Origin of the sequence: Pseudomonas sp. PGPR40 (assembly GCF_022014505.1) — a bacterium.
Lineage (GTDB): Bacteria > Pseudomonadota > Gammaproteobacteria > Pseudomonadales > Pseudomonadaceae > Aquipseudomonas.
Window position 1 is genome coordinate 64559 of sequence record NZ_JAKLSP010000010.1, and the last position, 22726, is coordinate 87284.

The window sequence follows — 22726 nt, forward strand, 5'->3', positions numbered from 1 at the left end:
CGGAGTGTCAGTCGGCATTGATCCTGGATGTGCCGGCCCTTTCGCGAGCAAGCCCGCTCCCACAGTGGATCTTCGGTGTTTTGGAGATTGAGGCGGCCAGGCTGCACCGCACGGGATGTGCACCAATACCCAATGTAGGAGCGAGCTTGCTCGCGAAGGCGGGGTGTCAGTCGACAGGAATGTTGAAGGTGATGATCCCATCGCGGGCAAGCAGACTTCCACAGTGATTCTCGAGGCGGGGAGGCGTATGCCTCCCCGGCTCGTTTTTGGAAACTACATGAAAATTCTGATCGTTGGGCCCAGTTGGGTCGGTGACATGGTGATGGCACAGACACTTTTTCAGTGTCTCAAGCAGCGCCACCCGCAGTGCGAAATCGACGTGCTGGCCCCCGAGTGGAGCCGGCCGATTCTCGAGCGCATGCCCGAAGTGCGCCAGGCCTTGAGCTTCCCGCTCGGCCACGGCGTGCTGGAACTGGCGACGCGTCGGCGCATCGGTAAATCCCTGGCCGGTCAGTACGACCAGGCCATCCTGCTGCCCAATTCCCTGAAATCGGCACTGGTGCCGTTTTTTGCCGGTATCCCGAAACGCACCGGCTGGCGCGGCGAGTTCCGCTATGGCCTGCTCAATGACGTGCGTACGCTCGACAAAGAACGTTACCCGTTGATGATCGAACGCTTCATGGCCCTGGCTTTTGAGCCCGGCGTCGAATTGCCAAAACCGTATCCACGGCCGAACCTGCAGATCGACCCGGTGACTCGCGACGGCGCACTGGCCAAGTTCGGTCTGGCCCTGGACCGTCCGGTGTTGGCGCTGTGCCCTGGCGCCGAGTTCGGCGAGTCCAAGCGCTGGCCGTCCGAGCACTATGCCAAGGTCGCCGAAGCGAAGATCCGTGAAGGCTGGCAGGTCTGGCTGTTCGGCTCGAAAAATGATCACGCGGTGGGCGAAGACATTCGCGCGCGGTTGATTCCCGGTCTGCGTGAAGAGTCGGTGAACCTCAGTGGCGGCACTTCCCTGGCCGAGGCCATCGATCTGCTGTCCTGCGCTGACGCGGTGGTCTCCAACGACTCCGGCCTGATGCACGTGGCGGCCGCGCTGAACCGCCCGTTGGTGGCGGTGTACGGCTCGACGTCGCCGGGTTTCACACCACCATTGGCCGAGCATGTCGAAATCGTGCGCCTGGGCATCGAATGCAGTCCGTGCTTCGATCGCACCTGCCGTTTCGGTCATTACAATTGCTTGCGCCAGCTCATGCCAAAAGCGGTGAACGAAGCCTTGCAGCGGTTGCTGGGCACTGTGGTCGAGGTCAAATAGTTTGCGGGTACTGTTGATCAAGACTTCTTCGCTGGGCGACGTGATTCACGCGTTGCCAGCGTTGACCGACGCGGCGCGGGCGATCCCCGGCATCACGTTCGACTGGGTGGTGGAAGAAGGCTTCGCCGAGATTCCGACCTGGCACCCGGCCGTGGGCAAGGTGATTCCGGTGGCGATCCGTCGCTGGCGCAAGAACATCTGGCAGACCCTCAAGAGCGGTGAGTGGAAGCGCTTCAAGCAAAGCGTTCGCGCGACCCAATATGACTTGGTGATCGATGCACAGGGCCTGCTGAAAAGCGCCTTGTTGACTCGCTACGCCAAAGCACCGGTGGCCGGGCTGGACAAGAACTCGGCCCGCGAACCGATCGCCGCGCGTTTCTATTCCCGACGTCTGGCCGTGGCCCGTGGGCAGCACGCGGTAGAGCGAGTGCGCCAGTTGTTTGCGCTGGCACTGGGTTACGACCTGCCCAAAGGCTTGGGCGACTACGGCCTGAGCGTCGAGCGCTTGGTGGAGTTGCCACGCAAGAATCCGTACGTGGTGTTTCTCCATGGCACCACCTGGGACACCAAACACTGGCCTGAAGCCTATTGGCGCGAGCTGGCCGAGCGGGTGGGTTATCTTGGCGTGGCGGTAAAGCTGCCGTGGGGTAACCCGGTCGAAAAGGCCCGCGCCGAGCGCATCGCCAAAGACATGAAGCACGTCGAAGTGCTGCCCAAATTGAACCTGGCGGGTGTCGGCAAAGTCCTGGCCGGGGCGCAAGCCTGCGTGGCAGTGGATACCGGTCTCGGTCACCTCGCTGCGGCGCTGGACGTGCCGACCCTGTCGCTGTTCGGCCCGACCAACCCGGGCCTGACCGGCGCGTACGGCAAGTCGCAGATTCACATGGCCAGCGACTTTCCCTGCGCGCCGTGCCTGCAAAAGAAATGCACCTATCAACCGACGGCCGACGATGCCCGTCGGTTCGACCTGAAACGCGAGTGGCCCCTGTGCTTCACGCGTCTGAATCCCGAGCGTGTCGCGAGCCGACTGAGCACGTTGTTACTGGCTGAGGAGCTGCGCTGATGCAATTGGCATTTGTCCTGTACAAGTATTTTCCGTTTGGTGGCTTGCAGCGCGACTTCATGCGCATCGCCCTTGAATGCCAGCAGCGCGGCCATCAGATTCGCGTCTACACACTGATCTGGGAAGGCGATATTCCACCGGGTTTCGAAGTGCTGGTGGCGCCGGTCAAGGCGTTCTTCAATCATCGGCGCAACGAAAAACTCACCGAATGGATGGAGGCCGATCTGGCCAAGCGTCCGGTGGATCGCCTGATCGGTTTCAACAAAATGCCGGGTCTGGACGTTTACTACGCCGCCGACGGCTGCTTCGAAGACAAGGCACAAAACCTGCGCAACTCGCTGTACCGTCGTTGGGGCCGCTACCGCCACTTCGCCGAGTACGAGCGCGCGGTGTTCGCCAAGGATGCCAAGACCGAAGTGCTGATGATTTCCGAAGTCCAGCAGCCGCTGTTCATCAAGCATTACGACACGCCGCTTGCGCGCTTCCATTTACTGCCGCCGGGTATCTCTCAGGACCGTCGTGCACCCGCGAATGCGGCCGAGATTCGGGCCGAATTCCGTCAAGAGTTCAACCTCAAGGATGACGATTTGCTGCTGGTGCAGATCGGCTCCGGGTTCAAGACCAAAGGCGTGGACCGCAGCCTCAAGGCGCTGGCCGCCTTGCCCGCCGAGCTGAAAAAACGCACCCGGCTGTTTGTAATTGGCCAGGACGACCCCAAAGTATTCCAGTTGCAGAGCGCCACATTGGGGCTTGGCGACAACGTACAGTTCCTCAAGGGTCGCAGCGATATCCCGCGTTTCCTGCTCGGTGCCGATCTATTGATTCACCCGGCGTACAACGAAAATACCGGGACGGTGCTGCTTGAAGCCGTGGTAGCCGGCCTGCCGGTGCTGGTGAGCGCGGTGTGCGGCTATGCCCATTACATCGCCGAGGCCGACGCCGGCCTGGTGCTGGACGAGCCCTTCGATCAGGCGCAACTGACGCAGTACCTGACCGGCATGTTGAACGACGCAAATGCACGGGCGGCCTGGAGCCGCAACGGTCTGGCTTTCGCCGAGACGGCCGACCTCTACAGCATGCCGCAGCACGCGGCCGATGTGATTCTGGCGGAGCACGCTTAATGAAGTTGATGCTGGCTGAACCGTTCAAGAGCCTCTGGGCCGGACGCGATCCGTTCGCCGAAGTCGAGGGCCTCAAGGGCGAGGTGTATCGCGAGCTTGAAGCGCGCCGGACACTGCGTACTGAAGTGGACGGCCACGGGTTCTTCGTGAAAATCCACCGTGGCATCGGCTGGGGCGAGATCTTCAAGAACCTGCTGACCGCCAAGCTGCCGGTGCTGGGCGCGGGGCAGGAGTGGAAGGCCATTCAGCGCCTGCAAGAAGTCGGCGTGCCGACCATGACCGCCGTCGCTTACGGCGAAAAAGGCAGCAACCCGGCGGATCAGCATTCGTTCATCGTCACTGAAGAGTTGGCGCCCACCGTCAGCCTCGAAGACTTCAGCATCAATTGGGTCAAGCAACCGCCCGAGCCAAAACTCAAGCGCGCCTTGATCGCCGAAGTCGCGCGCATGACCGGCATGATGCACCGCGCCGGGGTCAACCACCGCGACTGCTACATCTGCCACTTCCTGCTGCACACCGACAAACCGGTGACAGCCGACGACTTCAAGCTGTCGGTGATCGATCTGCACCGTGCTCAGACCCGTCCGACGATTACCCAACGCTGGCGCAACAAGGACCTGGCGGCGCTGTATTTTTCGGCGCTGGACATCGGCCTGACCCGTCGCGACAAGCTGCGTTTCCTCAAGGGGTACTTCCAACAGCCCCTGCGCCAGATTCTGGCCGAGGAAGCGGGGCTGCTGGCATGGCTCGAAGGCAAGGCCAACAAGCTCTACGAGCGTAAGCAGCGATACGGGGACGCGCTCTGATGTCGGGTTGGACACTGGAACCTGCTTACAGCGATCTGGCAGAAGACTTCGGCAGTCTTGACGCGGTGTTCGCGCTCAAGGGCGAGCGACTGACCCGTGATCCGTTGTCCGAGGTCATTCGCGTCCAGCGCAACGGCGTCAACTATTACGTCAAGCGCTACGTCGGCGCCGGCAAAGGCTTGCGCCGTTACTTGGGCAAACCGCGGGTGAAAGCCGAGTGGCAGAACCTCAAGCGTTTCGCCAAGTGGGGCATTCCCACCGCCGAAGTAGTGGCCTGGGGGCTGGAGCGGCGCGGCGCGGCATACGATCGTGGGGCGATGATCACTCGCGAGCTGCCCAATACCGAAGACTTATCGGCTTTGGCGGGTCGGCATGATCCGAAACTGGCGGACCGCGCCTGGGTCGACAACATCAGTCGACAGCTGGCCGGCTATACCCGGACCATGCACGATCACCGCTTTACCCATAACGATTTGAAGTGGCGCAACTTGCTGATCGACGATGAATCCCGGCTGTTTCTGATCGACTGCCCCAACGGTGATTTCTGGCGCGGCTTCTGGCTCAACTACCGGATCACCAAAGACCTGGCTTGTCTGGACAAAGTTGCCAAATATCACCTGTCGGCCACCCAGCGTCTGCGCTTTTATCTGCAATACCGCCAATGCACCCGGCTCAATGCCGCCGACAAAAAACGGATTCGGCACGTGGTGAGATTTTTCGAGGGGCGCGAATGACTGATTTTCTGGCCGCTGAAGATCGTGTGCTGCTTGAGCGTCATGGTCTCGGCACCTTCGATGCGCTCTGGGCCAAACAGCTCGAAGCCGTGGACGAACCCAACACTGGTCGGGGTGGCTGGAGCAGTGTGTTTCGGCTGGAGCTGGAAGGTCATGGCTATTACCTCAAACGCCAGAGCAACTACCTGACACGCACATTGCATTCGCCCTTTGGCGAGCCGAGTTTTGCCCGTGAGTTTCGCAACATCAGTCGTTATCAGAAACTGGGGATACCGGCGCTGCAAGCGGCGTTTTTCGGTGAGCGCAAAGTCGACGGTGAAGTCCGGGCGATTCTGCTGACCCGCGCGCTGGACGGTTGGGATGACCTGGATTCGCTGTTACAACGCTGGTCCGAGCTGAGCGCGGCGCAGCATTCGGCGATTCTGAAAGCCTGTGGGCAACTGGCGCGACGCCTGCACGAGGTGCATCAACTCCACGGTTGCTTCTACCCCAAGCACATTTTTCTCCAGGCCACCGGTGACGGTTATCAGGCTCGGTTGATCGATCTGGAAAAAACCCGCCCGTTGTTTTTTGGTCAACGTGATCGGATCAAGGACCTGGATCCGTTGCTGCGTCGGGCGCGGGAATGGAGCGAAAGTCAGCTGCGCGAGTTGTTGGCGGTTTATCTGGATCAGCCATTGGACAGTTCGCTGGTGGACAGTTGGGTATCGCGCCTGAGTAAGCGGCGCAGTCACAAGGAGGCGCGTTGATGCGTTTGTCCGATCTGAAAAACGCCGGCCGCAGCCCGAGCCTGCCGCTGAGCATTCCATTGGCCGATGCCGCGGGGCCTGCCGAGTTACAGCTGCTGAGTCTGCTGCGGGTGTTGCCAGGGCAGCGTTACGTGGGTGCCGGAGTCTGGCGCGGCCGGCCGGTGTTGGCCAAGTTGCTGGTCGGTGGCAAAGCCGCGCGGCATTTTCAGCGGGAGCTGGATGGCGTGCGTTTGCTCGCCGCTCAAGGGCTGACCACGCCCTTGCTATTGGCTGATGGCTTGAAGGACGGCGAGGGTGGCTGGTTGTTGTTCGATTTCCTTGAAGGCGCCGAGAGCCTGGGGGACGCCTGGAAACAGGTCGAGCACTTGCCCGTGTTGGCGGATGAACAATCCGTGGTGCTGGCCGAGGCATTGGGCGCCATTGGGCAGCTGCATAGCAAAGGCCTGTGGCAGGAGGATCTGCACCTGGACAACCTGCTGCGCCACGGCGGTCAGTTGTATTTGATCGATGGCGCCGGGATCTGTGCCGAGACGGCAGGCAAGCCGCTGTCACAGCAGAAAGTCCTGGAAAACCTCGGGGTGTTTTTCGCTCAGTTGCCCAAATCCCTGGAACCCTTCACCGAAGAATTGCTGGTCTATTACCTGCTGAGCAACGGCGAACATGCCTTGCCCATGGAGGCGTTGCAGAAGCAGGTCGACAAGGTCCGCAGCTGGCGTTTGAAGGATTTCCTGATCAAGGTCGGCCGCGAATGCACGTTGTTCAGTGTCCAGCGCGGAGCGTTCGGCTTGCGAGCGATTCGTCGTGAGGAAGAGGCGGCGATGCTGCCAGTGCTGGAGCAGGCCGATGCCTTGCTCGATCAGGGCCATCTGTACAAGACCGGCGGCGCGGCGAGCGTCGGCAAGGTCGAGGCGGCCGGGCGCACATTGTTGGTCAAACGCTACAACATCAAGGGTTTTGCCCACTGGCTCAAACGTTTCTGGCGCCCGAGCCGCGCCTGGCACTCATGGCGTGAAGGCAATCGCCTGGCGTTCCTGGGCATTGCCACACCCAAGCCATTGGCCCTGCTGGAGAAGCGTTTTCTCTGGCTGCGCAGTCGGGCGTACCTGGTGACCGAATATTTGCCGGGGCCGGACATCATCGAGCGCTTCGCGCCGTACGTGGACAGCGGCGAAGCGCCGCAAGCCGAGTTGCAGGCGTTGGATCACCTGTTCGCCGAGCTGATTCGCGAGCGGATCAGCCATGGCGATTTCAAGGGTCATAACCTGTTCTGGCAGCAGGATCGCTGGGCGCTGATCGATCTGGATTCGATGCGCCAGCATGGTTCGGTCAGCAGCTTTGCCCCGGCGTACGCGAGGGATCGGGCGCGGTTCATGCGCAATTGGCCCGAGAGCAGTGCGCTGTATAGGGTGATTGATCAGCGTCTTCCCAAAGATATTTCCAGGGCTGCCTGAATCCCTATCGCGCAAGCCCGCGATGGCCATGGGTATCTACACATCTTCCTGAGTTTGACGAGGGTGTACATATCCGTTTCTGCGGTAACGGCCACTGGCGGTTTCGCCCTTACGGCGAGTCACTTTCGAAAAGCGCGAAAGTAACCAAAGCGCTTCTGCCCCTGTCGTTCGGTGCCTCGCTTAGGCTCGGCATGCCCTCGCTCCGGTCCTGCTCCGTGGGCCCGCCGCGATCGGCCATCCATGGCCGTGCGCGGCTAACCCGGCATCCATGCCGGGTTGCCCACTGCGCAGAACCTCCACTCGGCCTCTCGAGGGGGCGGTGCATCAAGATCAAGAGCTGCAGGCGAGCTAACGCTCGGCCTGTTGAGTGGTGAAAGGCAAAGCGGCTGGGCGCTGATTCTGGATGTGCGCTGATTTTTTGTGGGAGCTTGTCGGGTCGCCGCATCGCTGCGATGGCGGCCTGTCAGCCGACCCATCTTCCCCGGATGCACCCACTCCGACTGTGGGAGCGGGCTTGCTCGCGAAGAGGCCAGCATATTCAACATTGATGTCGGCTGACACTGCGCCTTCGCGGGCAAGCCTCGCTCCTACAGGGATATTGGGTGTTTGCGGGAGCGGTAGTTGTTCAGGCAGCGATGCCAACCAGAAACCGGCAACACCACCCATCCAATGCGGGAGCGAGCCTGCTCGCGATGCTGTTGATCTCGCCGTTGCCGTTGCCGTTGCTTTGGCTTTTGATCCTGATCTGCTTGCCCCTTTCCCAGAGGCCGAACGCAGGCGTTGCGCAGGGGGCACCGCGGCAAGGATGCCGCGGTAGCCGCGCACGGCCATGGATGGCCGATCGCGGCGGGCCCCCGGAGCAATGCCGGAGAGAGGGTATGCCGAGCCTAGGCGAGGCACCGAATGGCGGGGCAAGAGCCCTTGGTTACTTGGGGCTTTTCCAAGTGACTCGCTGTAAAAGCGAAACCGCCAGCGGCCGTGACCGCAGAAACGGATATGTACCCCCCAACACCAAGCACCAGGCACCAAGCGCCGGCAATGAATCTCTGTAGCTCAATAGATGTGTAGATACCTATGCCGCGATGGCGCCAGATCGGTCTTCCGAGATCTAGAGAACAGGTTCTTATGAACCGTCCTAACATGATCTACAGACCCCATGAACTGTGCCCTGAATAGCCACGATGCTAGTTTGCCTGACGTTTTCGGAGGGCAGATTTTGACGATAAAAAAGGGCTGGGCAACACCGACCGGGATCCCCCAGTCCATTTGCGCAGGAGTCTGTGTCGAGGCTTCATCTGTCAATGCACCAGCTTGCCACTTCCCCCTAGAGGCTTGCCGCTGCTTTTAAGCTATAATCCCGCCCTTTAGCTGTCTCTCGCCCCTTGCGAAGGCACATTAATTTTTGAGGCGCATTGCGCCTGCATGCAGACTAAAGAGGCTAGACCCCTGTGGCATTGACGATTCTTGGCCTGTCCGGCGCCCTTAGCCATGATCCTTCCGCAGCCCTGTATATCGACGGCAAGCTGGTCGCGGCGGCTGAAGAAGAGCGCTTCGTACGCGATAAACATGCAAAGAACCGCATGCCTTACGAATCGGCGAAGTTCTGCCTCGAACAGGCGGGCATCAAGCCGTCCGACGTTGATGTGGTAGCGATTCCGTTCGCACCGATCAGTCTGTTCGGCAAGGCTCGCTGGCACTACGCCAAGCGTTACTGGTACGCCCCGGACCGCGCCCTCGACGCGATCCTGATGGGCAATCGTCGCTACAAGCGCTATCGCAACAAGATTGTCTGGTGCCTCGAGCAACTGGGCTTCGACCCGAAGAAAATCAAGATCGAGCCGGTCGAGCACCACCTGGCCCACGCCTCCAGTGCCTACCACTGTTCCGGTTTCAAAGAGAAAACCGCGATTCTCGGGATCGACGGCAAGGGCGAGTACGCCACGACCTTCTTCGGTTACGGCGAAAACGGCAAGATCCACAAGATCAAGGAATTCTTCGATCCGGACTCCCTCGGCGGACTGTACGGCGCGATCACCGAGTTCCTCGGTTTCGAGATGCTCGACGGTGAATTCAAAGTCATGGGCATGGCGCCGTATGGGGATGCCAGCAAATACGATTTCTCGCGTCTGGCCTCGTTCGAGAACGGCGAACTGGTGATCAACACCGACTACGCCAACGTCATCGGCCTGCGTCGCTATAAAGAGAAGGGCAAAGGTTTCTACTTCTCGCCGAAGCTGATCGAATGGCTGGGTCCGAAACGCGAAGGCGATATCGCCGACGAGCCGTACATTCATTACGCCGCGAGCATGCAAGCGCTGTTCGAGAAGCTGGCGTTGCAGATGATCGACCACTACCTGGGCGATGTGCTCAAGGAAACCGGCAAGCTGGCCTTCGCCGGCGGCTGTGCGTTGAACGTCAAGCTGAACCAGAAAATCATTGCCCGTGACGACATCAAAGAGCTGTTCGTTCAGCCTGCGTCCGGCGATGCCGGCACTGCGGTCGGCGCTGCGGCCTACGTATCCCACGCTCGTGGTGTACCGGTCGAGAAGATGGAACACGTCTACCTCGGCCCGTCCTACAGCAACGAAGACGTGATCGCCGCCTGTGCCCGTCACCCGAGTGCGCCAGCGTGGCGCAAACTCGACAACATGCCGGAAAAAATCGCCAAAATCATGGTCGACGGCAACCCGGTAGCCTGGTTCCAGGGCCGTATGGAATTCGGTCCGCGCGCCTTGGGCGGTCGTTCGATCATCGGTTGCCCGAGCGCGACCGGCGTGGCTGACCGGATCAACCACCAGATCAAGTTCCGCGAGCGCTGGAGGCCTTTCTGCCCATCGATGCTCGACACCGTTGCGCCGCAGATGATCAAGATCGATCACCCGGCGCCGTTCATGACCTTCACCTTCGAAGTGGCTGAAGAGTGGAAAACCCGCGTGCCGGAAGTTGTCCACGAAGACGGCACTTCCCGGGCCCAGGTGCTCAAGCGCGAATACAACCCGCGCTACTACGACATGATGAAAGCGCTGGAAGTACTGACCGGCAACGGCGTGTCGCTGAACACTTCGCTCAACCGTCGTGGCGAGCCGATGATCTGCTCGCCGACCGACGCCTTGAACATGTTCTTCGGCTCCGACCTGCAATACCTGATCATGGAAGACATTCTGGTGGTCAAAGAAGGTGCGGACGGGTATGCCGTTGACTGACGTGCTGATCACTGTCGTTATTCCTGCTTATAACTACGCCAAAACCTTGCCGCGTGCGGTGAAATCGGTGCTGGCGCAGTTGGGTGATGCCCAGGCTGAGTTGCTGGTGATCGATGACGGTTCCACTGACGCGACGCCGCAAGTTCTGGAGCAGCTCCTGACTGAATATGGCGGATGCTTCAGAGCTCTGCGCAAACCCAATGGCGGTTTGTCTTCGGTACGTAATCGCGGGATCGAGGAGGCTCGGGGGCAATACCTGATCTTCCTCGATGCCGATGATGAGATGGCGCCTGGTGCGCTGGCTGCATTGACCCGGCATATCTCCAGCCATCCTGACAGCCGTTTGATCATTGGCGGTCACTGGTCTGTGTTCGACGACGGTCGTCGCGTCCAGCATGCCGTAAAACCCTTGCCAGCCACCCCGCGCCAGCGTGTGCGGGGCTACTTGCTGGACAAGACGGTATCGCTGTCTAACGGCGCCTGCGCAATGCATCGCGACGTGTTTGCGCCGGGCAACTATCCTGAGCACTTGCGCAACGTTGAAGATATTCCGGTGTTCGCTCAGGTGCTGGCGCGTTTCCCGTGCACTGTGCTCGATCAGCCGCTGGCGTTGATCTACAAGCATGGCGACAGCATGCGGCATGACCTCAAGCAAAGTCTGGCGGCGGGCGTGGGGATGGTTGACGAGGTATTTTCCTCGGTACGCATGCCTCAAGAACTGCAGGACCTGCGCCAGGCTTTCCTGGCTCAGCGCTGCCTGTCGTTGTTCCGCGATTGCTACAGTGCCGGCGATTATGTCAACGCCAAGGCTTTTTACGCCCGCGCCGTGCGCGCCGATCTGCGCTCGCTCACACGCTGGTCCTATACCCGCAAGGCCATCCGGTTGTTGTTCAAGTGAACACGCCGCCGTCTGACACCAGTGTGTTCCAGGCGCAGGGATGCTGGGCACAAAAAGCGCGTGAGCTGGACCGTTATCGCTGGAAGCTGCTGCGCGAGCGTCATGGTCGCTGTGGCAGCTTTTTGCGCCTGGTTCGTGATGTGTTGGTGGACGTGGCGGTCGGGATACGCGCCAAGGCGTGCCTGAGTGATTCGGTCGTCGCTGCACCCTGTGAGGTGCTGTTGCTGCATTCGGCACCCAAATCCATGGCGTTGCAGCGCAAGAATATTCTGATCGAGGGCCTGCGCAAGCGCGGGCGGCATCTGACAGAGGCAGCGTTACGTTCTCCGTCGGACGCCTGCGCCCAGCGCATGCTCCTGGCGCCGCCGCAGCCTGTACCGCTGCGTTATCTGGTGTACGCCGCCCATGCCCAGTGGCTGGTGATGACGTATTCGCCCAAGGTGTTGATCAACGAACGCAACGGCAGTCTTCATGCACCGTTCCTGCGCTTGGCATTGGCTGCGCGTGGTGCCCGCCTGCTGCAACTGGCACATGCCACGACGCTGGAATCTTCACGGCGACTGGGGATGAACGACTACGACTATTACGGCGTCTTTGGCCATAGTTCGCTGGTTGCCTTGCAAGAAAGAACCTTGCGGTTCGGTGAGTCGACGGTGGTGCTGATCGGTTCTTACCTCGCCGATGAAACTTATGATCTGCCCGTTGCCGATCCCGCTCTGCGGACGTTGTTGATTCTGGGGGTTGGCCCTGATCGAGAAAAAGAACCGGGCTACCAGCGCACCTATCAGTTACTGCGCAACTGGGCCGAGCAGCATCCGCATTATCGCGTGCTGTTCAAGCGTCATCCGCGCAGCAAGGCGCAATTCTGGAGCGATGCCGCTGCGCAGTTAGCCAGCATCGACTTGCTGGATAGCACGTGTTCACTGGCGGACGCTCTGGCGCAGGCCAGCGTTGTCGTCAATATCATGTCCAATGCCGGTATCGAGGCAGGGCTGGCGGGCCGGCCGGTGATCCATGTGAATGCGGGCAGCGATGTGGATATCTTCTCTCACTCGCTGTTTTTTGGGCCTCAAGTGCGCGATGAGCAAGAGTTTTCTCGCCAGTTGCAAGCGCTTGAGCAGGATTATCCGGGGCATGTGGCTCAAGCCCGGCGTTTTGCCGATTACCACCTGGTGTACGGCTCTCAGGGGTTGGCAAAGACCATTCAATTGGTTGATAGCTTGCTGCGAGGCGCAGACCCTGCGCGTGACTTCGAGACCTTCAAGTTGTCTGCCGCCGGCTGACACTGGCGGCTTAAGGGCTTAAGGGCTTAAGGGTTGAGCGCCAGGCTCAGTTCCCGTCCATTGCACACGCGTTGATGGTTCAGGTAATGCTCAAGGAACTGGTTGTCCTTGAGCAGCCACTCGCGATCCTGGCGATAGCGCAACATATGTTTGAAATTGCGCAGGCGCAGGCCTTTGCGCAGCGGCTTGCGATAGGCGCGCAGGTCGGCGATGTCGATCAGTCCCAGCGTGTTTTCAGGCGTCAACACCACATTGCCCAGGTGCGCGGAGCGAAAGTAGATGCCGTTCTCATGCAGGTGTGCAATGAACTCGCCCAATTGTGCCCGAAGAGATTCGTTATTGTCGGTGCCCAGCAACTGACGCAGGGTGCGGCCGGGCAGGGGATCGTAATGTACGGCGTCGCGCTCGATGCTGGGGATGCGATAAATCTGGCGAACTGTTGGGCATTCGATATTGCGTTCGCGCAGTGCACGGCAGTTGTCAGCGAATCGACGGGCGTAAGGCGCCCAAAGCGCGGAGGTCAGCAGGCGTTTACGGCGAAACAGCTTGAGCATCGAGCCATCGGCCAGGCACAAAACTTTATCCCCTTTACCATCGGCCTCGAGAACGTCGGCGCCCTCGCGCATGTTGAGATAAGCGGTATGGTCGAGCGTTTGCATCAAGGCTCCAAGGCTTGGCCTGATGGGATGGGCAGCCGGCTATGTTACCGCAGTGCACATGCTGCAAAAAACTGCTGTGGTACAATCGCCTCGCTTTTTAAGAGGCAGTTGCCCGCTCACCGGGTTGCCTGGCGCAATACCACCGAGTGCTGGCTTCTGATTCTTGGCTTTATACTTCCAAACGCGAACGGGCGAATAGCAGGGTGTTGATGTCTGCGGACGTGTCGCACGTGGTTATATCGCGCTTTGGCGGGTGGATGCGGCCTATTTTTTGGACACCCTATGACGACAATGCTGTTCATTTCCTTGGCCAAGCATCAAGGCCTCTATTTCAATCGGTTACTCAATGAGACCGAGTTGCAAGGTAAAGTCGTTACCCCACCACAGATGCCCTGGCCAAGGTTGCTGCAGACTTCCAGAGTGCTTTCGCGAATCGACTGGCCGAGCCTGATCGAAGAAAAATGCGAGGAGCGGCGCGTCAAGAACAAAAACGATGGTCGCTTGTATCGTCTGTTGTTACGTCTTGAGCTGATTTGGATGGCACTGCGTGCCCAAGCCCTGCTTGATCGCGAGCGCCCCGACGCGCTGGTGTTCTGGAATGGTTCCCATCGATACTGCCGATTGCTGACGGCTCTGGCGCCGCCGGGTTGTAAGACTTTCTTCTTCGAGAACGGTCTGTTGCCCGACACCACAACCGTTGATCCGCGGGGCGTGAACTACCTGAACGCCGTTCCACGCGAGGCCGGTTTTTATCTCAACTATCCTTACCCAGTTCCTGAAAATCAGACAGCGCCCGTGCTGATTCCACGCCAGCCGCGTACCAGTGGCCCGGCGCCGATCGTGTTGCCGGAGCAATTCGTCTTTATTCCGTTCCAGGATGACCGCGATAGTCAGGTTCGGCTGTTTTCTCCCTGGATCAAGAACATGCGCGAGATGTTTGCGTTGGGCGAGCGCTTGGCCAATGAAACGGGTCTGACAGTGGTGTTCAAGGAACATCCATCCAGTCGCGAAACGTATCCCGAGTTGCATGAGCGTACTCACGAACGTCTGCTGTTCGCCAACGGCAACGCCACTCAGCAGTTGATCGAGTCCAGTCAGTTTGTGGTCACGCTGAACTCGACGGTTGGCCTGGAAAGCCTCCTCTTGGGTAAGCCCGTACTAACCTTGGGCCAGGCGTTTTTCAATATCGAGGGGCTGGTGATGCATGCCGATAACGCCGAGCAGGTGGTGGAACTGGCGCGCGCATTCCCGCAATGGCCACTCAATGAGCGATTGAGGCGTAACTTTCTCCATTACCTCTCTGAACACTACTGTATCAAGGGTGGCTGGAAGAATGCCGACAAGGCCCAGTTGCAGCGAGTCGCCAATCGAATGCTGGGTAAAGCCGAATGCTGACAGGAATGAAGCAAATTATCGGTAAGGATGCCTTGGCGATGTGGGCGTCTGTCGGTTTTCTCGTGCTGCTGTGTGGGGCGTGGGTACTGCCGGACAACAAGCTTTATCACCAAATGATGATTTTCCTGCTGTGGTTGCCTGCCTCGTTGGCGCTGTTCCACAGGGATTTTCGCGTGATGCTCAAGCAGCCGGAGTGCATCCTCTTTGCTATCTTCGCGGCCTGGACGTTATTGGTGCTGATGGTTGAGGGGGGCGCTAACGTCGTCGGCAAAAGCAAGGTGACGCTCTATGTGGCCCTTACCTTGTCAGGCGTGCTACTGGCTGCGCAGAACCGTAAGTGGCGGTTCGAGTCCATGTTGTTGTATGCGTCGATCATGGGCGGTTTTTTTGCTGCGGCTTCCTGGGTCTACTTTTATGACGTGTCCGCTCAACCTTTCAGCGGCAGGCTGATTGCTATTGGCTTATGGGACACTGCGATCATGGCCGCGCATGCGGTGGGGGCCTTGCTGATTATTGGCGTCTTCACGTTGCAGACCAGGCGCTTCAATCCCTGGATGATGGTGTTGCTGCTGATTCCTGCACTGGGATATGCGTTATTCCTGGGCTTCAGCCAAACCCGTGGTGTGTGGATCGGCTTGTTGGCCTGTCTGTTCGTGATGGGAGTGGCACGGCCGTCGCGCCTGGGGGGTGGGCTGATTATTCTGGTGGTCCTCGGGGCGGCGTCCATTGCTGTATTCAAGCCGGAAATCCTCTTGCAGCGTGGCGTTTCTTTCCGTCCCGAGCTATGGAATGGCGGCATTCAATTGATGCTGGATCATTGGGGGATGGGATTGGGATTCCATGAGTATCTGATTCCTGTTCCTGAAATCGGACAGTCATTCAAACATCCCCATAACCTGTTCCTGGATATCGGTGTGCGTCTGGGAGTACCTGGCCTGCTGCTGTTCGGCTGGCTGTGGCTCACGGCCGGCTGGCGTGGCTGGATTTCGCGCGCGCAGCCATTGGGGCAAGTGTTGCTCGCACTCTGGGTGTTTTCCGGGGCGTCATTGATGACCGATGGCATTGGTCTCTGGCTCAAGCCCAATGCGGACTGGTTGATCACCTGGTTACCGATTGCCTTGAGTATCGTGTTGGCCACTCGTGGGAGCAATGAAACCAAAGGTTCCGTCTGGAGTGTTTCAACCCCTGATGCTGCTGGCCCGGAAGCGAAGTGCTAACGCTGCGTTTTCGGCACCTCATCCTGGCTGAACCGATGTTGTAATTCGTTCGCTGTTACAATCCACAGCTTGTCTGTCTTTTCAAACGTACGAGGCGTGCCGAATGGCCAGTTCCGACCAGCAATCAAGCATGAAGATTTACCTGCGGTTGCTGAAATACGTGCTTCCGTACTGGGGTGCTTTCGCCGTCAGTATTGTCGGTTTCGTGCTATTTGCATCTAGCCAGCCGATGCTGGCGGACATGCTCAAGCATTTTCTCGACGCCTTGCAAAAACCCAATGACACCAAGTTTATGGGTGTCTCGCTGGTACTCGGCGTACCGTTGTTGATTGTGCTGATTGCCGTCTACCAGGGTATCGGCTCATTTCTGGGCAACTATTACCTGGCCAAGGTTGCCCGTGGCGTAGTCCACGACTTGCGTTGCGCCTTGTTCGACAACCTGTTGACCCTGCCTAACCGCTACTTCGACAACCACAACTCCGGTCACCTGATTTCCCGTATCACCTATAACGTGACCATGGTCACCGGTGCCGCCACCGATGCGATCAAAGTGGTGATCCGCGAAGGCCTGACGGTGGTGTTCCTGTTCGGTTACCTGCTCTATAGCAACTGGAAAATGACCCTGGTATTGCTGGCGATCCTGCCGGTCATCGCGATTCTGGTGAGTAGCGCCAGCAAGAAATTTCGCAAGCAAAGCAAGAAAATCCAGGTGGCGATGGGCGATGTGACCCATGTGGCTTCGGAGACGATCCAGGGCTATCGCGTGGTTCGCAGCTTTGGCGGTGAGACCTACGAAATCGATCGGTTCCACAAGGCCAGCGCCGACAACATGAACCGCAGCCTGGGCATGACCCGCACCCAGTCGATCTACACCCCGATGCTGCAACTGGTGATTTACGTCGGCATGGCTGTGTTGATGTATCTGGTGCTTTACCTTCGCGGCGATGCCTCTGCTGGCGAACTGGTTGCCTACATTACCGCCGCTGGTTTGTTACCCAAGCCGATTCGTCAGTTGTCGGAAGTCAGCGCCACGATCCAGAAAGGGCTGGCCGGTGCGGAGAGCATCTTCGAGCAGCTCGACGAAGCTCCGGAAGTCGATACGGGTACCAAGGAGATGGTGCGCGTCAGCGGTCGCCTGGAGGTGCGTAACCTGAGCTTCCAGTACCCGGGCACCGAGAAAGTCGTGCTCAATGATATTTCCTTTACCGCCGAAGAGGGCCAGATGGTGGCTCTGGTGGGGCGTTCAGGCAGCGGCAAGTCGACCCTGGCCAACCTGATTCCGCGTTTCTATCACCACGACAAAGGCCAGATCCTGCTCGACGGTCTGGATGTCGAGGAATACAAGCTGACCAACCTGCGTCGACACATTGCCCTGGTGACCCAACAGGTCACCCTGTTCAACGACAGCGTCTCGAACAACATCGCCTACGGCGACCTCGCCGGCGCACCATTTGAAGATGTGCGCAAGGCTGCCGAAGATGCCTACGCGGCCGAGTTCATCGAGCAAATGCCTCAAGGCTACGACACCCTGGTGGGCGAAAATGGCGTGCTGCTTTCCGGCGGCCAGCGCCAGCGTCTGGCGATTGCCCGGGCACTGCTCAAGAATGCGCCATTGCTGATCCTCGATGAGGCCACTTCGGCCCTCGACACCGAATCCGAGCGCCACATTCAAGGGGCTCTGGAGCAAGTCATGAAGGGCCGTACCACGCTGGTGATCGCTCACCGCTTGTCGACCATCGAGAAGGCTGACCTGATCCTGCTGATGGACCAGGGCCGCATCGTCGAACGCGGCTCCCACGCCGAGTTGTTGGCGTTGAACGGTCTCTATGCACGCCTGCACGAGAAGGATTTCGTCGAAAGCACCGACGAGGCGATGACGGAGTCTCACGTTTGATTTTGAGTTACTGGCGAACCTGGCGAGAAAGCGGTTGGACTCCCATTGATGCCACGGCTTACGCCCAGGCCTGGCAACAGTTTGGCGGCAGCGTGGCGACTCATCCCGAAATCGTTGAGCGCCTGGCGGGGCTGGTAGGCATTCCGGTGCGTTATCTGGGCTGGTTCGTCGAGGGTGAATTGTGCGCCGCGATGCCGACCTGGGGCCGTCATGTGGCCTTGTCCAAGGAAGTGCTCAAGCGTGAAGGCAAACGTGGCCTGCTCGATCTCGGCAATGCCGAGATCATCCTGCCGGTTGCCGAAGATACCCAGGTTCGTGTGCGGCATCGCGCGCGTTATGTGTCCGAACTCAATGCCCCAAACATCACCGGCCTCGCTGAGCAGCCCGAAGGCCTGGCGCTGGCGCGTGAGCCCGAGGACTACAGCAAGAAGTTTCGCTACAACCAACGTCGCGATCAGCGTTTGCTGGAAGAGGCGGGTGGCATCATCCGACCGATGCTGGAGCTTGGCGCCAGCGAACAGGCGAGCATCTATGCCGACCTGTTCCAGCGCCGCTGGAACTTTGCAGCCCCGGGCAAGACGCATCTGGCTGAAGTGTTCAGCCTGTTGCGTGAGTTCATGACCGGGTCCTTGATCTACCTGAACGACGAGCCGGTGGCGATCCAGATTCTGTACCGGGTCGAGGCGCCCAAATGGGTCAGCCTGGAATACATTAACGGCGGTGTCGACCCGCAGAATCGCGAATTCAGCCCCGGCAGTGTACTCAGTTTCGTCAACACCCAAGCCGCGTGGGAGCAGGCCCGAGCCGTGGGCAAGCCGCTGCGTTACTCGTTCGGTCGCGCCGATCGCGAATACAAGGATCGCTGGTGTCACCGGGTTCCGGTCTATCAGGTTTGAGCGAGGACAGGCAGTCATGAGCGCACGCAAGCAACAATTGCTGAAACGCCATCGCCAACGCAAACGTGTGGTGCTGATCGGTGCATTGTTGGTGGCATTGCTATTTGGCATTTTTGTCGCCTGGTGGCCGCTGCCGCTGTTCCTGCTGCTGGGCTGGATCGCCCATGAAGCCTGGTTCGCCGACCACCTGTTCTATGCCCCGGGCGACGATTATCGCTATGACTTCCCGGCGGGTACGCCGCAGTTCCCCGCCACCCTGGCCAATGACATCTTGCAAGTGGCGGGTGACTTTGATGTGGCGCAAACCCTGGTTTTGCAGGTGCGAGTCAAGAGTCACTGGCTGGGTCGCTTTCTTGATCCCCAGGTATGGATCGGAGACGACCGTCAGGATCTGGAGCGCGGTGTAGCGGGAGAGCGTTTTCTCAATCTGTCCGGGCAAGGTTCGGCGCTGGCAGCCGGAACCCTGACATTACGTGGACGCTTTTGCAGCCTGGCGCCACAGGCAACTTTGCACGCCCTGAGTCATCCGGATTTTGGTCAACAGCGACTGTTGATCATCGCCCCCCATGCCGATGATGCCGAACTGGCAGCTTTCGGTCTCTATAGCCGGGCGTCCGAGGTGGCTATCGTCACGTTGACCCAAGGCGAGATCGAGGCCGAAAACTACCGCGATATGGGCCTCGACAGCGCTCAGGCTGCCCGACTAAAGGGGCGTCTGCGCAGTTGGGACAGTCTGGCAGTGCCGCTGTGGGGCGGGGTGCCACAACAACAGTGTGTGCAATTGGGCTACTACTGCTTGCAACTGAATGCGATGGCGCAGCAGCCGGAGCAAAGCTTCGGTTCCCGGGAGTCGGGGGAGAGCGATATACGCGAGGTGCGTCGGCACAATGCCCTGAGCCTGCCGGGGGACGTCGATGGTCAGCCCCATTGGCGCAACCTGGTGGCTGATCTGGCGCGTCTGCTTGAGCATCACCGGCCCGATGCGGTGCTGACACCCCATCCGGAACTGGATCCGCACAGCGATCATGTCGCCAGCACGCGCGCCTTGATGGAGGCGATTGAACTCAGTACCTGGCGCCCGCGTACCCTGCTGCTCTACGCCAATCACCTGCACGACAACGACCGCTGGCCGATGGGCCCGGCGGGTTATGGCATTGCCCTGCCGCCGACCATCGAGCCGTTGCCGGCCGATGGGCTATGGAGCCCGTTGCTGGACGCGCCAACCCGCATGGACAAAGCCATGGCCTTGGGCATGCAGCACGACTTGCAGGGCCGTCCACCGCTTAAAAGACGTCTGCGCCGGGTGATTCAGCGGTTATTGGCCGGGCGTCGCTGGCCCCGCACCGGTGAAGACGAGTTCTTCCGCAAAGCGGTGCGCCGACACGAACTTTTCTGGGTGCGTCCGCTGGATGGCCCTCCACAGGATGACCGCCGTTGAGCCTCTTTGCTCGCGTGCGGCCGTACACTTTCGCTATGTTATTATCCGCGACGCTTTTATTGCCCCTGGAGTTTCCATGAAGTTATCCATGCCACGATTCGATCAGGCCCCTGTCCTGGTGGTCGGTGATGTCATGCTCGACCGTTACTGGCATGGTGGTACCTCACGGATTTCCCCTGAGGCACCGGTACCGGTCGTCAAAGTCGAGCAAATCGAGGACCGCCCGGGCGGTGCCGCCAACGTTGCCCTGAACATTGCCGCGCTGGGTGCGCCGGCCTCGCTGGTCGGCGTGACTGGCGACGACGAGGCTGCCGACAGTCTGGTCAATAGCCTCAAGGGCGCTGGCGTACGGGCATTGTTCCAGCGCATCGCGCATCAGCCGACCATCGTCAAGCTGCGGGTGATGAGCCGCCACCAGCAATTGCTGCGTATCGACTTCGAAGAACCTTTCTCTACCGACGCGCTGGCGCTGGGCGAGCAAGTCGACGAATTGCTCGAAGGCATCAAGGTGCTGGTGCTGTCCGACTACGGCAAAGGCGCGCTGAAGAACCATCAGGTGCTGATCCAGGCCGCCCGTGCCCGTGGCATTCCGGTGTTGGCCGATCCCAAGGGCAAAGATTTCTCGATTTACCGCGGCGCGAGCCTGATCACCCCGAACCTCAGCGAGTTCGAAACCATTGTCGGTGGTTGCGCCGACGAACACGAATTGGTGAGCAAAGGCGCGCAGCTGATGCACGACCTCGACCTCGGCGCCTTGCTGGTGACCCGTGGCGAACACGGCATGACCTTGCTGCGCCCGGATCATCCGGCGTTGCACCTGCCGGCCCGTGCCCGTGAAGTGTTCGACGTGACCGGCGCCGGTGACACCGTCATTTCTACCCTGGCGGCGGCGATCGCCGCTGGCGAAGAACTGCCCCACGCGGTGGCCCTGGCCAATCTGGCGGCGGGCATCGTGGTCGGCAAGCTCGGTACGGCGGCTATCAGCGCGCCGGAACTGCGTCGTGCGATTCAGCGTGAAGAAGGTTCCGAGCGTGGTGTGTTGGGGCTGGAGCAGCTGCTGCTGGCAGTCGACGACGCACGCGCGCACAACGAGAAGATTGTGTTCACCAATGGCTGCTTCGACATTCTGCACGCCGGCCACGTGACCTATCTCGAACAGGCACGTGCCCAGGGTGATCGTCTGATCGTGGCGGTCAACGACGATGCGTCGGTGAGCCGCTTGAAAGGGCCGGGTCGGCCGATCAACAGCGTCGACCGTCGCATGGCGGTACTGGCAGGTCTGGGCGCCGTGGACTGGGTAATCAGCTTCGCTGAAGGTACCCCGGAAAACCTTCTGCGCGAGGTCAAGCCAGATGTGTTGGTCAAGGGCGGCGATTACGGGATCGATCAAGTAGTCGGCGCAGACATCGTCACTGCATACGGCGGGACCGTGAAAGTGCTGGGGCTGGTGGAAAACAGCTCGACCACGGCGATTGTCGAGAAGATCCGCAATCACTGATAGCGGTGAGAGTGCTTGATCGTTCCCACGCTCTGCGTGGGAACGCCTCTATGGACGCTCTGCGTCCGCTTTGAGACGCGGAGCGTCTCGGGCTGCATTCCCACGCAGAGCGTGGGAATGATCAGGGGCGTGCAGCCTTGCGCGGCACGATTCTTTTCAGCAGTTGCTTTGCTTTTCCGTGCAAGCGGGCTAAACCCGAATCCTTCCCCGGCGGGCTCAAACCCTGTTGCCGCACCCAGTCTTTCCAGCGAATCCGCTCATCCTTCACCAGCCATCCTTCCTGTCGGGCAAAACTCTCTGCCAGATACAATCCGCGGGTACTCGCGGGGTACAGCTGATCCTTTTTCAAGGTATACAGCTCGGCAGTGGGCAGACCGTCCTGCAATGGCATCAGATACAAGTCAGGACGTTTGCGATCGAGCCGGGCCACCAGTTGATCGCCCTCCAGCCGTTCGTCGACATGAAACAGGCTCAGGGATTTGGCTTCCTTGGGCACGTCCAGGCGCAAGTCGTAGATCAATTGCAGCGACGCGGTCGGCAAATGCACGTAGGCCTGTGGGCGTTCGATCAGCGGCATATGGGCGCAGCGCACCGGCCGCGCCGAGCCGGACAACGGCGTCAGGCGAAACGGCAGGGCTTCGCGGTAATGCAAGGCGGATGAATAGGGCGCTGGCAGCCAGGTGTCGTTGAAACGCCCGCTGAGCCAGCCTTCCGGGGTTTCCAACAGGCACTCTTCGGCGATTTCCTGGGTCGCCGTGTGCAACGGCAGGTTCAGTTCATGGGCCGGCACGTAACCCGAGATCAGCTTTAGCACCACATCGCCGCGGTCCTGCCGACGCTGACGCACCAACACCCAGTAATCGCGATTCTGCCAATGCAGGGTCAGGCGCACCGAAACCCCAAGATTCGCCAGCTCCAGGGCAAACCGCTCGCTGTCAGGCACCGTCACCGGGCGGCGACGTTGCAGGGTCTGGGAGAAATTCAGCGGCATTCCGACGCTCTGATAACTCAGGCCTTCGGGGGTCGCTTCGACGAATAACGGCAGGGTCTTGAAGTTGCTCGGGTTCTTTCTGATCAGCGTACGCGGCATGTCGACTCCTGCTTAAGGC

At 59.8% G+C, this 22726-nt stretch carries 18 protein-coding genes; 16 read left to right on the forward strand and 2 right to left on the reverse strand.

What is annotated here, in order from left to right; genetic code table 11:
* The first annotated feature begins 277 nt into the window (after positions 1-277).
* From waaF to MEB48_RS10950, 10 genes are all read left to right on the forward strand, one after another.
* Positions 278-1312, forward strand: a complete 1035-nt coding sequence (gene waaF / locus MEB48_RS10905) for a lipopolysaccharide heptosyltransferase II (RefSeq protein ID WP_237884268.1) — start codon at positions 278-280, stop codon at positions 1310-1312.
* A 1-nt stretch (position 1313) separates the two neighbouring features.
* Entirely contained in the window at positions 1314-2375 is a 1062-nt protein-coding gene (waaC, locus tag MEB48_RS10910) for a lipopolysaccharide heptosyltransferase I (RefSeq protein ID WP_237884269.1), read from the forward strand.
* Complete coding sequence (locus tag MEB48_RS10915) at positions 2375-3496, forward strand: glycosyltransferase family 4 protein (RefSeq protein ID WP_237884270.1); 1122 nt, start codon at positions 2375-2377, stop codon at positions 3494-3496. Before waaC ends, MEB48_RS10915 begins: the two co-directional genes overlap by 1 nt.
* Entirely contained in the window at positions 3496-4302 is an 807-nt protein-coding gene (rfaP, locus tag MEB48_RS10920; protein ID WP_030130445.1) for a lipopolysaccharide core heptose(I) kinase RfaP, read from the forward strand. Before MEB48_RS10915 ends, rfaP begins: the two co-directional genes overlap by 1 nt.
* Entirely contained in the window at positions 4302-5036 is a 735-nt protein-coding gene (locus MEB48_RS10925) for a lipopolysaccharide kinase InaA family protein (RefSeq protein WP_237884271.1), read from the forward strand. The genes rfaP and MEB48_RS10925 overlap by 1 nt, the downstream gene beginning before the upstream one ends.
* Entirely contained in the window at positions 5033-5785 is a 753-nt protein-coding gene (locus MEB48_RS10930) for a lipopolysaccharide kinase InaA family protein (RefSeq protein ID WP_237884272.1), read from the forward strand. Before MEB48_RS10925 ends, MEB48_RS10930 begins: the two co-directional genes overlap by 4 nt.
* Positions 5785-7236 (forward strand): lipopolysaccharide kinase InaA family protein, encoded by a 1452-nt coding sequence (locus MEB48_RS10935; protein WP_237884273.1) that lies wholly within the window; start codon positions 5785-5787, stop codon positions 7234-7236. Before MEB48_RS10930 ends, MEB48_RS10935 begins: the two co-directional genes overlap by 1 nt.
* 1448 nt (positions 7237-8684) lie before the next feature.
* Entirely contained in the window at positions 8685-10439 is a 1755-nt protein-coding gene (locus MEB48_RS10940; protein WP_030130449.1) for a carbamoyltransferase family protein, read from the forward strand.
* Positions 10426-11337 carry a glycosyltransferase family 2 protein gene (locus MEB48_RS10945; RefSeq protein ID WP_237884274.1) on the forward strand — a complete coding sequence of 304 codons (912 nt, stop codon included), beginning with the start codon at positions 10426-10428 and terminating at the stop codon, positions 11335-11337. Before MEB48_RS10940 ends, MEB48_RS10945 begins: the two co-directional genes overlap by 14 nt.
* Positions 11334-12620 (forward strand): capsule biosynthesis protein, encoded by a 1287-nt coding sequence (locus MEB48_RS10950; protein ID WP_237884275.1) that lies wholly within the window; start codon positions 11334-11336, stop codon positions 12618-12620. Before MEB48_RS10945 ends, MEB48_RS10950 begins: the two co-directional genes overlap by 4 nt.
* Before the next feature lie 26 nt (positions 12621-12646).
* On the opposite strand, the gene MEB48_RS10955 is transcribed toward MEB48_RS10950, so the two are convergent.
* On the reverse strand, positions 12647-13279 hold the full coding sequence (locus MEB48_RS10955; protein ID WP_237884276.1) for a toluene tolerance protein: 633 nt from the start codon (positions 13277-13279) through the stop codon (positions 12647-12649).
* A 282-nt stretch (positions 13280-13561) separates the two neighbouring features.
* Between MEB48_RS10955 and MEB48_RS10960 the strand changes: the two genes are divergently transcribed.
* From MEB48_RS10960 to hldE, 6 genes are all read left to right on the forward strand, one after another.
* Positions 13562-14674 carry a capsular polysaccharide export protein, LipB/KpsS family gene (locus MEB48_RS10960; RefSeq protein ID WP_237884277.1) on the forward strand — a complete coding sequence of 371 codons (1113 nt, stop codon included), beginning with the start codon at positions 13562-13564 and terminating at the stop codon, positions 14672-14674.
* Positions 14675-14679: 5 nt separating this feature from the next.
* Positions 14680-15891, forward strand: coding sequence for an O-antigen ligase family protein (locus tag MEB48_RS10965; protein ID WP_237884278.1), 1212 nt, complete (start codon positions 14680-14682; stop codon positions 15889-15891).
* 103 nt (positions 15892-15994) lie between these two features.
* A complete protein-coding gene (gene msbA / locus MEB48_RS10970) occupies positions 15995-17785 on the forward strand; it encodes a lipid A export permease/ATP-binding protein MsbA (RefSeq protein ID WP_237884279.1) in 1791 nt (596 codons plus the stop codon).
* Positions 17785-18681 (forward strand): GNAT family N-acetyltransferase, encoded by an 897-nt coding sequence (locus MEB48_RS10975; RefSeq protein ID WP_237884334.1) that lies wholly within the window; start codon positions 17785-17787, stop codon positions 18679-18681. The genes msbA and MEB48_RS10975 overlap by 1 nt, the downstream gene beginning before the upstream one ends.
* A gap of 16 nt (positions 18682-18697) precedes the next feature.
* The gene (locus MEB48_RS10980; protein WP_237884280.1) at positions 18698-20119 is read left to right on the forward strand and encodes a PIG-L deacetylase family protein; all 1422 of its coding nucleotides are present in this window, start codon (positions 18698-18700) and stop codon (positions 20117-20119) included.
* Between the two features lie 76 nt (positions 20120-20195).
* Positions 20196-21617, forward strand: a complete 1422-nt coding sequence (hldE, locus tag MEB48_RS10985) for a bifunctional D-glycero-beta-D-manno-heptose-7-phosphate kinase/D-glycero-beta-D-manno-heptose 1-phosphate adenylyltransferase HldE (protein ID WP_030130457.1) — start codon at positions 20196-20198, stop codon at positions 21615-21617.
* 121 nt (positions 21618-21738) lie between these two features.
* On the opposite strand, the gene MEB48_RS10990 is transcribed toward hldE, so the two are convergent.
* A complete protein-coding gene (locus MEB48_RS10990) occupies positions 21739-22707 on the reverse strand; it encodes a metal ABC transporter ATPase (RefSeq protein ID WP_237884281.1) in 969 nt (322 codons plus the stop codon).
* Positions 22708-22726 lie beyond the last annotated feature (19 nt).

What these genes read in the sequence shown, in the direction of transcription:
- MEB48_RS10930 (WP_237884272.1), top strand. Translation starts at nt 5,033, where the DNA reads ATGACTGATTTTCTGGCCGCTGAAGATCGTGTGCTGCTTGAGCGTCAT.
- MEB48_RS10915 (WP_237884270.1), top strand. Translation starts at nt 2,375, where the DNA reads ATGCAATTGGCATTTGTCCTGTACAAGTATTTTCCGTTTGGTGGCTTG.
- hldE (WP_030130457.1), top strand. Translation starts at nt 20,196, where the DNA reads ATGAAGTTATCCATGCCACGATTCGATCAGGCCCCTGTCCTGGTGGTC.
- MEB48_RS10935 (WP_237884273.1), top strand. Translation starts at nt 5,785, where the DNA reads ATGCGTTTGTCCGATCTGAAAAACGCCGGCCGCAGCCCGAGCCTGCCG.
- MEB48_RS10990 (WP_237884281.1), bottom strand. Translation starts at nt 22,707, where the DNA reads ATGCCGCGTACGCTGATCAGAAAGAACCCGAGCAACTTCAAGACCCTG.
- msbA (WP_237884279.1), top strand. Translation starts at nt 15,995, where the DNA reads ATGGCCAGTTCCGACCAGCAATCAAGCATGAAGATTTACCTGCGGTTG.
- rfaP (WP_030130445.1), top strand. Translation starts at nt 3,496, where the DNA reads ATGAAGTTGATGCTGGCTGAACCGTTCAAGAGCCTCTGGGCCGGACGC.
- MEB48_RS10965 (WP_237884278.1), top strand. Translation starts at nt 14,680, where the DNA reads ATGAAGCAAATTATCGGTAAGGATGCCTTGGCGATGTGGGCGTCTGTC.
- waaF (WP_237884268.1), top strand. Translation starts at nt 278, where the DNA reads ATGAAAATTCTGATCGTTGGGCCCAGTTGGGTCGGTGACATGGTGATG.
- MEB48_RS10960 (WP_237884277.1), top strand. Translation starts at nt 13,562, where the DNA reads ATGACGACAATGCTGTTCATTTCCTTGGCCAAGCATCAAGGCCTCTAT.
- MEB48_RS10945 (WP_237884274.1), top strand. Translation starts at nt 10,426, where the DNA reads ATGCCGTTGACTGACGTGCTGATCACTGTCGTTATTCCTGCTTATAAC.
- MEB48_RS10980 (WP_237884280.1), top strand. Translation starts at nt 18,698, where the DNA reads ATGAGCGCACGCAAGCAACAATTGCTGAAACGCCATCGCCAACGCAAA.
- MEB48_RS10955 (WP_237884276.1), bottom strand. Translation starts at nt 13,279, where the DNA reads ATGCAAACGCTCGACCATACCGCTTATCTCAACATGCGCGAGGGCGCC.
- MEB48_RS10925 (WP_237884271.1), top strand. Translation starts at nt 4,302, where the DNA reads ATGTCGGGTTGGACACTGGAACCTGCTTACAGCGATCTGGCAGAAGAC.